Annotated in this window: 13 protein-coding genes and 1 tRNA gene; 7 read left to right on the top strand and 7 right to left on the bottom strand. The window is 69.4% G+C overall.

Features of this window, described 5'->3' with window-relative positions:
• The first annotated feature begins 56 nt into the window (after window positions 1-56).
• A tRNA-Leu gene (locus BGO45_RS03665) sits at window positions 57-130 on the top strand.
• Between the two features lie 133 nt (window positions 131-263).
• The gene (locus tag BGO45_RS03660) at window positions 264-833 is read left to right on the top strand and encodes a LemA family protein (protein WP_076493821.1); all 570 of its coding nucleotides are present in this window, start codon (window positions 264-266) and stop codon (window positions 831-833) included.
• Window positions 834-853: 20 nt separating this feature from the next.
• Here BGO45_RS03660 and BGO45_RS03655 read toward each other — a convergent pair whose 3' ends face one another.
• A complete protein-coding gene (locus BGO45_RS03655; protein WP_292691010.1) occupies window positions 854-2,122 on the bottom strand; it encodes a crosslink repair DNA glycosylase YcaQ family protein in 1,269 nt (422 codons plus the stop codon).
• A 71-nt stretch (window positions 2,123-2,193) separates the two neighbouring features.
• Here BGO45_RS03655 and BGO45_RS03650 point away from each other — a divergent pair, with 71 nt between their 5' ends.
• Both BGO45_RS03650 and ilvA read left to right on the top strand, forming a co-directional pair.
• Window positions 2,194-3,384 (top strand): AI-2E family transporter, encoded by a 1,191-nt coding sequence (locus tag BGO45_RS03650; RefSeq protein ID WP_292691008.1) that lies wholly within the window; start codon window positions 2,194-2,196, stop codon window positions 3,382-3,384.
• A complete protein-coding gene (ilvA, locus tag BGO45_RS03645) occupies window positions 3,381-4,610 on the top strand; it encodes a threonine ammonia-lyase (protein ID WP_292691006.1) in 1,230 nt (409 codons plus the stop codon). The genes BGO45_RS03650 and ilvA overlap by 4 nt, the downstream gene beginning before the upstream one ends.
• A 67-nt stretch (window positions 4,611-4,677) precedes the next feature.
• Here ilvA and greA read toward each other — a convergent pair whose 3' ends face one another.
• Together greA and BGO45_RS03635 are read right to left on the bottom strand one after the other, a co-directional pair.
• Window positions 4,678-5,169 carry a transcription elongation factor GreA gene (gene greA / locus BGO45_RS03640; RefSeq protein ID WP_076493815.1) on the bottom strand — a complete coding sequence of 164 codons (492 nt, stop codon included), beginning with the start codon at window positions 5,167-5,169 and terminating at the stop codon, window positions 4,678-4,680.
• Window positions 5,170-5,275: 106 nt separating this feature from the next.
• Window positions 5,276-5,671, bottom strand: a complete 396-nt coding sequence (locus tag BGO45_RS03635; RefSeq protein WP_292691003.1) for a DUF4307 domain-containing protein — start codon at window positions 5,669-5,671, stop codon at window positions 5,276-5,278.
• A gap of 63 nt (window positions 5,672-5,734) precedes the next feature.
• Here BGO45_RS03635 and BGO45_RS03630 point away from each other — a divergent pair, with 63 nt between their 5' ends.
• Window positions 5,735-6,007 carry a hypothetical protein gene (locus BGO45_RS03630; RefSeq protein ID WP_076493812.1) on the top strand — a complete coding sequence of 91 codons (273 nt, stop codon included), beginning with the start codon at window positions 5,735-5,737 and terminating at the stop codon, window positions 6,005-6,007.
• 30 nt (window positions 6,008-6,037) lie between these two features.
• Here BGO45_RS03630 and BGO45_RS03625 read toward each other — a convergent pair whose 3' ends face one another.
• Window positions 6,038-6,730: a hemolysin III family protein gene (locus BGO45_RS03625; protein WP_292691000.1), complete on the bottom strand. Its 693-nt coding sequence runs from the start codon at window positions 6,728-6,730 to the stop codon at window positions 6,038-6,040.
• A 151-nt stretch (window positions 6,731-6,881) separates the two neighbouring features.
• On the opposite strand from BGO45_RS03625, the gene BGO45_RS03620 reads away from it, so the two are divergent.
• Both BGO45_RS03620 and BGO45_RS03615 read left to right on the top strand, forming a co-directional pair.
• Window positions 6,882-7,664, top strand: coding sequence for an isoprenyl transferase (locus BGO45_RS03620; protein WP_292690998.1), 783 nt, complete (start codon window positions 6,882-6,884; stop codon window positions 7,662-7,664).
• Window positions 7,665-7,930: 266 nt separating this feature from the next.
• On the top strand, window positions 7,931-9,217 hold the full coding sequence (locus BGO45_RS03615) for a PhoH family protein (RefSeq protein WP_292692845.1): 1,287 nt from the start codon (window positions 7,931-7,933) through the stop codon (window positions 9,215-9,217).
• Window positions 9,218-9,512: 295 nt separating this feature from the next.
• Here the strand turns inward: BGO45_RS03615 and BGO45_RS03610 are convergent, their stop codons facing one another.
• Genes BGO45_RS03610 through BGO45_RS03600 form a run of 3 tightly spaced genes read right to left on the bottom strand, consistent with a single transcriptional unit; the run spans window position 9,513 to window position 13,016 of the window.
• Complete coding sequence (locus BGO45_RS03610) at window positions 9,513-10,169, bottom strand: response regulator transcription factor (RefSeq protein ID WP_292690996.1); 657 nt, start codon at window positions 10,167-10,169, stop codon at window positions 9,513-9,515.
• A complete protein-coding gene (locus BGO45_RS03605; RefSeq protein ID WP_292690994.1) occupies window positions 10,166-11,581 on the bottom strand; it encodes a cell wall metabolism sensor histidine kinase WalK in 1,416 nt (471 codons plus the stop codon). Before BGO45_RS03605 ends, BGO45_RS03610 begins: the two co-directional genes overlap by 4 nt.
• A 40-nt stretch (window positions 11,582-11,621) precedes the next feature.
• Window positions 11,622-13,016 carry an aspartate ammonia-lyase gene (locus BGO45_RS03600; protein ID WP_292690993.1) on the bottom strand — a complete coding sequence of 465 codons (1,395 nt, stop codon included), beginning with the start codon at window positions 13,014-13,016 and terminating at the stop codon, window positions 11,622-11,624.
• Between the last annotated feature and the right edge of the window lie 32 nt (window positions 13,017-13,048).

Genomic DNA, 13,048 nt, shown 5'->3' with positions numbered 1-13,048 from the left:
GGCTTCGTCGTTTCCGGATGCCGTCATCCGTCGCGCTACGGTGGAGCGTGGCATCCGCCCCCGTAGCCCAATGGCAGAGGCAGGCGACTTAAAATCGCTCCAGGTGTGGGTTCGAATCCCACCGGGGGTACGCGTGCGGTGTGCCGCGAGCGCACGGCCGGTCGCTTTCCATGCGTATCGACTGGGAGTCGCCCGCAGGCCCCTGGCGGGCGGCGTCGTCGCCGTTAGGATTGTGCGGCAGTCGTCGAACGGAGAACCGGAACATGTGGGAGTGGCTCGTCCCCGTCATCGTGATCGTCGCAATCCTGGCGATCGCGGGGATCTATCTGTGGGCGACGTACAACGCCCTCGTCTCTCTCAATGTCCGGGTCGATGAGGCGTGGAGCGACATCACCGTCCAGCTCAAGCGTCGCGCCGATCTGCTTCCCAACCTCATCGAGACGGTCAAGGGATACGCGGCGCATGAGAAGGCCGTCTTCGAGAATGTGACGCGGGCGCGCGCCGAGACGATCTCGGCCCAGAGCCCCGCCGAAGCGGGTGTCGCCGAGGGGCACATGCAGCAGGCGCTGAAGTCGCTGTTCGCGGTCGCCGAGGCATATCCCCAGCTTCAGGCGAGCCAGAACTTCCTGCAGCTGCAGCAGTCCATCGTCGACACCGAAGACAAGATCCAGGCGTCGCGCCGGTTTTACAACGGCGGCGTGCGCGAGCTCAACACCAAGATCAAGGTCTTCCCCAACAACCTGTTCGCCCGTCAGCTGGGTTTCCAGGCACGCGAGTTCTTCGAGGTCGTCGACGGTGCGGCGATCTCCGAGCCGCCCCGCGTCCAGTTCTGACGCCGTGACATCGCGCCCCCTCAACCCACCAGGGTCGAGGGGGCGTCGTCGTCGACGCCCGCCTGCGGATGCTCGTGGCGTTCGGCGCGCAGTGCCCCCGCGACGGCGTCGGCCGCATCGCCCCAGCGCGAGACGGTGACGCGCTCGAGACCCTGCCAGGACGCCGCGGTGCGCAACTCGACCGCGAGCCGCTCCGCCGCCTCGGGCGGGGCGCCGTGCTCCCACCATGCCGATTGCACGCGCAGTGCCGATGCGGGCCGGTCGGCCTTCAGATCGACGCGACCGACGACGTCGTCGCCGACGACCACGGGCAACGAGTAGTAGCCGAAGCGCCGCTTCTCGGCGGGGGTGTAGATCTCGATGCGGTAGTCGAAGTCGAACAGCCGCTCGGCTCGATCACGGAACCACACGACCGGGTCGAACGGGGTCAGAAGGGCCGTCGCATCCACGCGGCGGGGGCGGGCGGCATCCCGATGCAGCCAGGCTCTCGCGGGCCGGCCCGCGATCTGCCAGCCCTCGACGGCGACGGGCTCGAGTTCGCCGGCGTCGACGAGGTCGCGCACCGCGCCGAGAACGGCGGGGCGGTCGCGGATGCGCCAGTAGTCGGCGAGGTCGGCGGCGGTCGCGACACCGTACGCGAGGGCCGCGCGCCGCACGAGCTCGCGGATGGCCTCGGCCCGCGGAACGGGGGACTCGAGAGCCTCGCGGGGCAGCACGTCGGAGGCCAGTGCGTACCGTCGCTCGAATCCGCGACGGCCGGCGATCGCGACGTCGCCCATGAGCCACAGTCGCTCGAGGCCGTTCTTCACGTCGTCCCAGCCCCACCACGATCCGCGCGACCCCGCGCGGGCGTCGTGCTCGATGTCGGCGGGACGCAGGGGACCCCGCGCGGCGAGCTCGTCGCGCAGCCACCTCAGCAGCCCTGCGTTGGCCAGCGCCCAGTCGTCGACGCCGTACCTTTCGCGGAGGGCGTCGCGGCGGAACTGCAGCAGCGGCCAGTCGGCGACCTCGACGAGGGATGCCACATGCGCCCAGGACTCGACCCACCGCGGGCGGCGCGAGAAGGCCAGGCGATCGAGGATGCTCGTGTCGTAGGAGCCCAGGCGCGCGAACAACGGCATGTAGTGCGAGCGCGAGAAGACGTTGACGGAGTCGATCTGCAGGATCCGCATCCGACGCAGGGTCGAGGTGATGTGCCGCGTGCCGACGGTCTCGGGACGCGGCCGACCGAGGCCCTGCGCGGCCAGGGCGATCCGGCGGGCACCGGCACGGGAGAGCGTCGTCGTCATGTATGCCAGCGTAGGCATGGCCCCCGACATTCCCGGCGTTCGCGCGGGTGGCGCGGAGGTAGGCTGACGGGATGACCGGAACCGATCCCGAGGACCGCGGATCGTTCTTCGACGCCCTGCGTCGGCGCACCGTTTCGAGCGATCTCTCACCGGCCGTCCCGCCGGCACTGCGCCAGGCCACCGCGTACTCCTGGCGACTGCTGGTGATCGCCGCCGCCATCGGCGTCGTCGTGTGGTTGGTCATCCAGCTCAAGCTCCTGGTGATCCCGCTGCTGGTCGCGATCCTCATCACGGCGCTCGTGTGGCCCGCCTTCTCGTTCCTCCTCCGGCACCGGTGGCCGCGCTGGCTCGCCATCGTCGTCACCGTGCTCGGCACGATCGCCGTGATCTCGGGCCTGCTGTGGCTCGCGGTGTGGCAGATCACGCGGGAGTTCGCGTCGGTGCGCGACCGCACGGTCGACGCGATCGGCCAGTTCCGCCAGTACCTCATCGACGGCCCCCTCCACCTGTCCGCACAGCAGATCGACGACGGACTCCGCCAGGCGGGCACGTTCCTGCAGCAGCAGGCCGAGGTGCTGTGGACCGGCGCCCTGGCGATCGGTACGACGATCGGGCACGTCGGTACCGGGCTGCTGCTGACCCTGTTCATCCTGTTGTGCCTGCTCGCCGACGGCGGCGGCATCTGGCGCTGGACGACCCGACTGTTCCCCCGCGTCGCGCGGCCCGCGGTCGACGGCGCCGGGCGCGCCGGATGGCGAACCGTCATCACCTACGCCCGCACGCAGCTGCTCGTGGCCACGATCGACGCGATCGGCATCGGCGTGGGCGCGTTCCTGCTCGGGGTGCCGTTGGCGATCCCGATCGGCGTCCTGGTGTTCCTCGGCGCGTTCATCCCGTTCGTGGGAGCGGTGGTCACCGGTGCCCTCGCGGTCTTCATCGCGCTCGTGTACAACGGGCCCCTGATCGCGCTGTTCATGCTCATCGTCGTCCTCGGGGTCCAGCAGATCGAGAGCCACGTGCTGCAGCCGATCCTGATGGGCTCCGCCGTGAAGGTGCACCCGCTCGCGGTGGTCCTCGTCGTCGCCGGAGGGGCGATGATCGGCGGAATCCCCGGCGCGCTGTTCGCGGTGCCGCTCGCCGCGTTCGTCAACGTCGTCTCGGTGTACCTCAGCAGTCACGCGTGGCGTGACGGCGGCGTCTCGGTCGACTCCGCCGACCTGATCTGGCAGACCGTTCCCCGCGATCGCGGAAGGAGATCATGAACGACACGCCCACCCTGGCCGAGTTCGAGGATGCCGCGCAGACCCTGCGCGGCATCATCACGCGGACCCCTCTCGACGAGTCGCTGCACCTGACCGAGCTGCTCGGTGTCCCCGTGCACCTCAAGCTCGAGAACCTGCAGCGCACCGGATCGTTCAAGATCCGCGGGGCGACGTACCGCTTGTCGCGACTGACCGCCGAGGAGCGGGCGCGCGGCGTCGTCGCGGCGTCGGCCGGCAACCACGCTCAGGGGGTCGCCCTCGCGGCGCAGCAACTGGGCATCTCCGCCACGATCTTCATGCCGCTCGGCGTCCCGGTGCCCAAGCTCCTCGCCACGCGCGGCTACGGCGCCGAGGTGATCCTGGAGGGCGCGACCGTCGAGACACCGCTCCGGCTCGCCGCCGAGTTCGCCGACCGCACCGGGGCCGTGCTGATCCACCCGTTCGATCACCGGGACATCGTCGTGGGCCAGGGCACGCTGGGCCTCGAGCTCGTCGAAGATCTGCCCGACCTCGAGACGGTCATCGTCGGGATCGGCGGCGGAGGTCTGGCCGCCGGCGTCGCCGCCGCGGTCAAGGCGCGCGCAGCCGCCGAGGGCCGCGACGTGCGCATCATCGGCGTCCAGGCGGAGAACTCGGCCGCCTACCCCAGCTCGCTCGCGGCGGGCTACCCGATCCAGGTGCCGACGACCCCGACGATCGCCGACGGCATCGCCGTCGCGCGTCCCGGTGATCTGCCGTTCGAACTCATCCGGCAGTTCGTGGACGAGGTCGTCACCGTCACCGAGGACGACATCGCGCGCGCGCTGCTCGTCCTGCTCGAACGAGCCAAACAGGTCGTCGAGCCCGCCGGCGCGGTCGGGGTCGCCGCCATCCTCGCCGGGAAGGTCCGCGCCACCGGGACGACCGTGACGATCCTCTCCGGGGGGAACATCGATCCGCTGCTGCTTCAGCGGGTCGTGGCCCACGGCCTGTCGGCATCCGGTCGCTACATGTCGCTGCGCATCCCGCTTCCGGACCGCCCCGGTCAGCTCGCCCGTGTGTCGGAGCTGCTCGCCCAGGTCGGTGCCAACGTGATCGAGGTGCTGCACACGCGCCACGGGCAGGGTCTGCAGATCAGCGAGGTCATCCTCCAGCTGAGCGTCGAGACCCGCGGTGCCGAGCACCGGGCCCTCGTGATCCGCACGCTCGAAGAGGCGGGCTTCTTCGCTTCAGTCGTGCCCGACTGACAGAGATCCCCGTGAACGCGAAGAGCCGCTCACCCCGAACGGGGGAGCGGCTCTTCGTCTTCACGGATCACTGACCCGAGTAGGTCTCGACCTTCACGATCTCGACCGCGATCTGCTTGCCGTTGGGCGTCGTGTACGAGCCGCTGTCGCCCTCTTTGAGGCCGAGGATCGCTGCGCCGAGCGGCGACGCCTCGCTGTAGACGTCGAGTTCGGAGTCGGCGGCGATCTCGCGGTTGCCCAGGAGGAACTTCTCTTCGCCGCCCGCGATGATCGCGGTCACGACGGTGCCGGACTCCACGACACCCGTGCTCTCGGGGGCCTCGCCGACCTTGGCGTTCTTCAGCAGCGCCTGGAGGGTGCGGATGCGGGCCTCCTGCTTGCCCTGCTCGTCCTTCGCGGCGTGGTAGCCGCCGTTCTCCTTCAGATCGCCCTCTTCGCGAGCGATCTCGATGCGCTTGGCGATCTCTTCACGGCCCGTGGTCGAGAGGTGCTCGAGCTCGTTGGCGAGACGGTCGTAGGCATCCTGGGTGAGGAACGTCACCTGAGCGTCATCGGACACGGTGGTCTCCTTCGTCGATCGGGCCGGCGTGGGGCACGAGGAGGCGCCCGCCGGGGATATGTCGAACGCCCCGGCTTCGGGCCGGGGCGCGTCTAGGAAATCGAGCCTACGGTACCCAGCAGGAGTTGACAAAACCCGTCGTGGCCAGCGCCAGCGTCGGGATCTCCTCCGAGAACGCGCGGGTGTGGTCCTCGGATGCCGGGTACTCCACGACGCGCCAACCGACGGTTCCGTGCTCCTCGTCCTGTGCCTCGATCGCGCACGCCACCGGCTGACCGATGGGGGCGGAGATCTGGAAGGAGACCGTCACGCGCTCGGCATCCGCCACCGTGAACCCGGTGTCGGTGGAAGTCACGGACGCGAGGCTGTTCGACACGGTCGTCCACCCCAGTGCGACCGTGAGGCTCGCGGCGATCACTCCCACGATGCTCCACAGCACGATCCGCCGACGCGGAGACCGGGTGCGGCCGTAGCGGTCGTCGAGCTGGGCTTGCGTCGTCATGGTCTCCCCGGGCTTTAGGCTGGACTTCCAGGCTACGCGCTCCCGCCCGGACCGAAGGACTTCATGCTCACCGCGCTTGCGGCCCTCGCGGCCACGCCCACTCCCTCGACGCCCGACGAGTCGATCGTCACTCCGGGGCCGTTCGGCTTCGCCGCGGTCGCCTTCATCGCCGTCGCGGTGTTCCTGCTCGTCTGGGACATGCTGCGCCGTATCCGTCGCGGACGCTACCGCGAGGAGGTCAACGCGGAACTGGACGCGGAAGAGCAGGCGCGCGCGGCCGAGGCCGCCAGCGAGACCGACGACGAAGACATCGACCGCGACGCGCCCCGCAGCTGAGCCGCGACCCGGGGGAGCGGCATCCCCCGATCAGCCGCCGTGGAAGGCGGGACGCAGCGCGATCAGCAGGCACGCGGTCCAGTGGCACAGGAACGCCAGGACCGTGCACACGTGGAAGATCTCGTGGAAGCCGAAGTGGCCGGGCCACGGGTTCGGGCGCTTGAGCGCGTAGACGACCGCGCCCGCGGTGTAGAGCAACCCGCCGATGACGACGAGCACCATCATCGCGACGTTCGCGTTCAGCAGGTCGACGATGTACATCACCGCGGCCCAGCCGAGGGCGAGGTAGAGCGCCACGTAGAGCCAGCGCGGGGCGTTGATCCAGAAGACGCGGAAGAGGATGCCCAGGATCGCGCCGCCCCAGACGATGGACAGCAGAAGCACCGTCTGCGGAGTCGGGAGGGCGAGCACGGCGAGCGGCGTGTACGTGCCCGCGATCAGGAGCAGGATGTTCGCGTGGTCGATGCGCTTGAGCACCGCCTTGGTCTTCGGCTTCCAGTTGAACCGGTGATACAGCGCCGAGTTGCCGAACAGCAGCATGGACGTCGCCATGAAGACCGCGGACGCCCACTTCGCCGGGGCGCCGTGGGCGAGCACGATGAGCACGATGCCCGCGGCGATCGCCACGGGGAAGGTTCCCGCGTGAATCCAACCGCGCCATGTCGGCTTGATGTCCGCTTGCGCGCCGACGGCGTTCGCCTCCAGAAGGGGGAGCTGGGGCATGTCGGGTCCGTCGCCTGCCGCAGAAGATGTCACCCTCCGAGCCTACGTCGCACCGCATACCCGACCGGGCACATGGCGGGGTCTGTGGAGAGCCCGTGGAGAGCCCGTCACTCATCCCGCCCGAGTGGTCGTGACGCGATAGCGTAGGCGGGTGGCGCGCGTGTGGAGGAACGAGGGGCGGGGTCCCCTCTACCGGCTGTACATCCAGCGCCTGCGCCGGCAGATGCCCGCCACCGTCCCGCATCACGTGGCGATGATGATCGACGGCAATCGTCGCTGGGCCCGGCAGCTCGGGTTCGACAGCGCCGCGCACGGGCATCGGGCCGGGGCCGCCAAGATGCACGAGTTCCTCCGCTGGTGCGATGACCTCGGCATCCGGGTCGTCTCGCTCTACCTGCTGTCCAACGACAACCTGCGCAAGCGCGACTCCCGCGAGCTCGACGACCTCATCGAGATCATCGCCGAACTCGCTCGCGAGCTGTCGCACGAACCCGACTGGCGGGTGCAGCACGTGGGGCGCGCCGACGGCCTGCCCCCGGCGCTCGCGGACGTGCTGCACGAGGTCACCGAGCGGACGCGCTCGCACACCGGTCTCCACGTCAACCTCGCCGTCGGCTACGGCGGGCGCAGCGAGATCGTCGACGCGGTGCGCAGCATCATCGCGCAGCACGATCGCCAAGGGGGGTCGCTCGAGGAACTGGCGGCGAGCCTCACGCCCGAGCAGATCGGTGAGCACCTGTACACCGGCGGTCAGGCCGACCCCGACCTCGTCATCCGCACCTCGGGGGAGCAGCGCTTGAGCGACTTCCTCCTGTGGCAGTCGGCGCACTCGGAGTTCTACTTCGTCGAGGCGCTCGGCCCCGACCTCCGCGAGGTGGACTTCCTCCGTGCCATCCGCGACTTCTCCGCCCGCGACCGTCGGTTCGGGCAGTAGTCGCGCGTCAGCGTTAACGCACTCGTCATTTTTCCGGGCGTGTTCGCGACCCCACGGCCCCGCGGAAGGCTTTACGGTGAGGTCATCGGGCACGGAGCCCGGTCGAGTCGGCCTTCGGATCGCGACTCGTGACCCACAGGTCGACTCGTGACAGCCGGGTGAGACACCCGGGTCGGGAGTGGGTTGTGACTGCACGAGCACCGTACGACCAGCGGAACGTCGTCGACAGCAGTGTTTCGGAATCGGATGCCTCGGCCGATCAGGCTCTGCGCACGTACGTTCTGGACACCTCCGTCTTGTTGAGCGACCCGCGGGCGTTCTTCCGCTTCGCCGAGCACTCGGTCGTGATCCCCGTCGTGGTGATCACCGAGCTGGAGGGCAAGCGCCACGATCCCGAGATCGGCTACTTCGCGCGGCAAGCGCTGCGCCACCTCGACGAGCTGCGCATCGAGCACGGTCGGCTCGACTTCCCGGTCCCGGTCGGCACGGACGGCACGCTCCGCGTCGAGCTGAACAACACCGATCCCTCCGTGCTGCCGTCCGGTATGCGCCTAGGCGACAACGACAGCCGCATCCTCGCCGTCGCGATGAACATCGCGCGCGACGGCGCCGAGGTCACGGTGGTGTCGAAGGATCTGCCGATGCGCGTCAAGGCGTCGTCGCTGGGCCTCTCGGCGGAGGAGTACCTCGCGGAGCAGGCGATGGACTCGGGCTGGACCGGGATCGCCTCGATCGACGTCTCCGGCGACGACCTCAGCGACCTGTACGAGTCCGAGGTCGCCGCCAGCGACGACGTCCGCGGGCTCCCCGTCAACACGGGCCTCATCATCCATTCCGAGCGGGGCTCGGCTCTGGGTCGGGTCACCGGAGACGGAGAGTTCCAGCTCGTCCGGGGCGACCGCGACGCGTTCGGTCTTCACGGGCGTTCGGCCGAGCAGCGCATCGCCCTGGATCTGCTGCTCGATCCCGAGGTGGGGATCGTCTCGCTCGGCGGACGTGCCGGCACCGGCAAGTCGGCGCTCGCGCTGTGCGCCGCGCTCGAAGCCGTCCTGGAGCGCCAGCAGCAGAAGAAGATCATCGTCTTCCGCCCGCTGTTCGCCGTCGGCGGGCAGGAGCTCGGTTATCTTCCCGGCGATCAGGCCGAGAAGATGGGCCCGTGGGGACAGGCGGTGTTCGACACGCTCGGCTCGGTGGTGTCGGGCAACGTGCTCGAAGAGGTGCTGGCCCGCGGCATGCTCGAGGTTCTGCCGCTCACCCACATCCGTGGTCGTTCGCTGCACGACGCGTTCGTGATCGTCGACGAGGCCCAGTCGCTCGAACGCAACGTGCTGCTGACGGTCCTGAGCCGTATCGGCCAGAATTCGCGTGTCGTGCTGACGCACGACGTCGGCCAGCGCGACAACCTGCGGGTCGGTCGTCATGACGGCGTGGCCTCGGTCATCGAAACGCTGAAGGGCCACGCGCTCTTCGGCCACGTCACCCTGACCCGTTCGGAGAGGTCGGCGATCGCCGCGCTCGTGACGGAGTTGCTGGAGGCCGGCGAACTGTCGTGACCCGGTGAGAAGAAGGGGCGGGGATGCCAGGCATCCCCGCCCCTTCTCGCGGGCGGCGGGCGCGACATGAGAGGTTTCTCATCTGCACCTCCTCGCATTCTCACGGGGGACCGTCAGAGTTGTCTCAACGGCGAGGGAGACCTCGTCACCGCCTCGGCGGTTCCCCCCAATAAATGAAAAGAGAACGGTTCGCCGTGCAGGTCACCGACGTTTCGGGTACGTCGGCAGACCACCGCGGATCGCCTCCCCATCCCCCCGGTTTCCCCCCAATCGGGGGTTTTTGGGTTTTCGGCGGCTATTGCCAGCGATAGCCGGCACCGCGCACGGTGACGATGCGGCCCGCGCCGAACTTGGCGCGGAGGTAGCGGACGTACACGTCGACCACGTTGGACCCGGGGTCGAAGTCGAGTCCCCAGACGCGGCTGAGCAGCTGTTCGCGACTCAGCACCTGCCCGGCGTGGCGGAGGAACTCCTCCGTCAGGGCGAACTCCCGCGCGCTCAGATCGATCTCCCGCGCACCGATGGAGGCCCGGCGGGTGAGGACGTCGAGCGACACGTCGCCGTGCGCGATCGTGATCGACCCGACCGACACCGGCTCGCGCAGACGCGACCGCACGCGGGCGAGCAGCTCGTCGAACTTGAACGGCTTCGCGACGTAGTCGTTGGCGCCCGCGTCGAGTCCGTCGACGGTGTCCCGGGTGCTGGTGCGGGCCGTGAGCATGATGACCGGGATCGGCGATCCCTGCCCGCGGAGGCTCCGTAGCACTTCGAAGCCGTCGATGGTCGGAAGCCCCACGTCCAGCAGCACGAGGTCGATGTCGCCCCCGAGCGCGGTGTCGAGAGCCTCGGCTCCGTCGTCCACGATGACGGTCTGGTAGCCGGCCGACTCCAGTCCCTTCGCCACGAACGCAGAGATGCGCTCCTCGTCTTCGGCGATGAGGATGCGGGTCATCCGGTGGCCTCTCTCTGCAGAACGACGTCGCCGGCGCGGACCGGTGTCGGAAGGTCGGTGGGTGCGTGGGAACCGCCGAGCGGCACGTGAAGGGTCAGCGTCGCGCCCCCGCCGGGAGTGTCGGCGATGGTGCAGCGGCCGTCGTGCGCTCTCACGATGGCATCCACGATCGACAGGCCCAGACCGGATCCGTCGACGCCACGCCGCGTCGACACGCGGTCGAATCGGCGGAACACCCGGTGACGGGCTGCGGGAGGGATGCCGGGGCCGTGGTCGCGGACCCACAGATTCGCCACCGCGCCGTCGTCGGAGCTGCCGATCTCGATCGGGCTCCCGGCCGGGGTGTACTTCGCGGCGTTGTCGGCGAGCTGCAGCCACGCCTGCACCAGCCGGTCGTGGTCTCCGACGATGCGGCCGCGGCCGCGCGCTTCGATGGTCCACGTGTGCTCGGGGATGGCCGCCACGAGCTCGCCGACCCGGTCGGTGAGCGCGCTGACGTCGACGACCCCCGCGGACAGGGAACCGGCCTCGACATCGGCGAGGGCATCGATGTCGTCGACCAGGCGCGACAGCCGGTCGAGCTCGGAGATGCCGAGATCGCGCGTCTCCACGACGTCATCGGGGTCGGCGGGGTTCATGGTCTCGAGGTGGCCGCGGACGATCGTGATGGGGGTCTTCAATTCGTGCCGCACGTCGTCGAGGAGCTGCCGCTGGGCGGCGACCGACATGGACAGGCGATCGAGCATCGAGTTCACGGATGCCGTCAGATCGGCGATCTCGTCATTGCCGTCCGCGGACACGCGCACCCCGAGATCGGCGATGGTGATCGCGTCGGTCGTGTCGCGGAGCTTCCGCAGCGGCGAGAAGAGGCGCCCCGTGACGAACCATCCGGCCACGCCGACGGCGAGCAGCACGCCCGCGCCCGTGATCGCGTAGGTCATGGTCGACAGGGTCACCAGCTCCATGCGCTGGTCGATCGAGATCGCCTGGACGACCGCTGCGTCGCCGTCGACGACGGCGGCGTAGAGCACGGGACCCGCGGCCGTGTCGAGGCGGCCGCGCAGCTCGCCGCGGTCGAGTGCGGCGCGCAACCCGTCGAGGAAGGCGGCGTCGCCGGCCAGCGGCAGGCCCGGCGGGGCCGGTGTCGTGGCCAGCACCGCGACCCCGCTGATCGCCAGGGTGCCGTCCGTCCGTCCGGGCACGGCCGCGGCGACCAGATCGGCCGCGTCCTGTCCACTGGCCGAAACGGTAGAGACGAAGCCGTCGAGCTGCCGCTGCGCGTTGGCGAGCACGCGCTCGCTCTGCACGAAGAACGTGACGCCACCGGCGATGATGAGCCCGAGCAGCACGACGCCGAGGATCGCCGTGAGGAGCCGCACGCGTGCCGAGACGGGTCTCGTGCGGCGGATCATCCTCTGATTATGGCGTTCCTCGGCGTCGTTGCGTTGCGGCTCAGCCCGGGTGCGTCATCGAGAGCAGGTCGAGCTTGGCGTCGAGCACCTCTTCGGTGATCTCGCCGCGCTCGACGTAGCCGAGGTCGATGACGGCCTCGCGGACCGTGATGCCCTTGGCCACCGAGTGCTTGGCGATCTTCGCGGCGGCCTCGTAGCCGATGACCTTGTTGAGGGGCGTGACGATGGACGGGGACATCCCGGCGAACGCTTCGGCCCGGGCGACGTTGGCCTCGAGGCCGTCGATCGTCTTGTCGGCGAGCACGCGCATGGCGTTGGACAGCAGACGGATCGATTCCAGCAGAGCCGTGCCCATGACGGGGATCGCGACGTTGAGCTCGAACGAACCCGAGGCGCCCGCCCAGGCGACGGTGGCGTCGTTCCCGATGACGCGCGCGCAGACCATCAGGGTGGCCTCGGGGACGACCGGGTTCACCTTGCCGGGCATGATCGAGGAACCCGGCTGGAGGTCGGGGATGTGCAGCTCGCCGAGGCCCGTGTTCGGACCCGAACCCATCCAACGGATGTCGTTGTTGATCTTGGTGAGCGAGACCGCGATCGTGCGCAGCGCCCCGGACGCCTCGACGAGGCCGTCGCGGTTCGCCTGCGCCTCGAAGTGGTCCTTGGCTTCGGTGATGGGCAGCTCGGTCTCGGCGGCGAGCAGCTCGATGACCTTCTGGGGGAAGCCCAGCGGCGTGTTGATGCCGGTGCCGACGGCCGTCCCGCCGAGGGGGACCTCGCCGACGCGGGGGAGGACGGCCTGCACGCGCTCGATACCGAGGCGCATCTGACGGGCGTAGCCGCCGAACTCCTGGCCGAGCGTGACCGGAGTGGCATCCATGAGGTGGGTGCGGCCGGACTTGACGATGCCCTTCCATTCCTCGGCCTTGGACTCCAGCGCGACCGAGAGGTGGTCGAGCGCCGGGATGAGGTCGTCGATGAGGGCCTGCGTGACCGCGATGTGGACCGAGGTGGGGAAGACGTCGTTGGAGGACTGCGACGCGTTGACGTGGTCGTTGGGGTGGACGGTCTCGCCGAGGATCCCGGTGGCGAGGGTCGCCAGGACCTCGTTCATGTTCATGTTCGACGACGTGCCGCTACCGGTCTGGTAGGTGTCGACGGGGAAGTGCGCGTCGTACGTACCGGTGATGACCTCGTCCGCCGCCCGGGCGATCGCGTCGGCGACGCGAGGGTCGAGCGTGCCGAGCTCTTTGTTCGCCAGCGCGGCCGCCTTCTTGATGCGGGCGAGTGCGGCGATCTGCGTCGACTCCAGCCCCGAACCCGAGATGGGGAAGTTCTCCACCGCGCGCTGCGTCTGCGCGGCGTAGAGGGCGTCCTTGGGCACCCGCACCTCACCCATGGTGTCGTGTTCGATGCGGTACTCGATGTCGGTCACGTCGTCGTTCCTCCAGATCGTTTCGTGCGGTG

This window comes from Microbacterium sp. 71-36 (genome assembly GCF_001898305.1).
Taxonomy (GTDB): Bacteria; Actinomycetota; Actinomycetes; order Actinomycetales; family Microbacteriaceae; genus Microbacterium.
The sequence above is the reverse complement of the archived record's forward strand: the minus strand, read 5'-3'. Positions and strand labels throughout refer to the sequence as shown.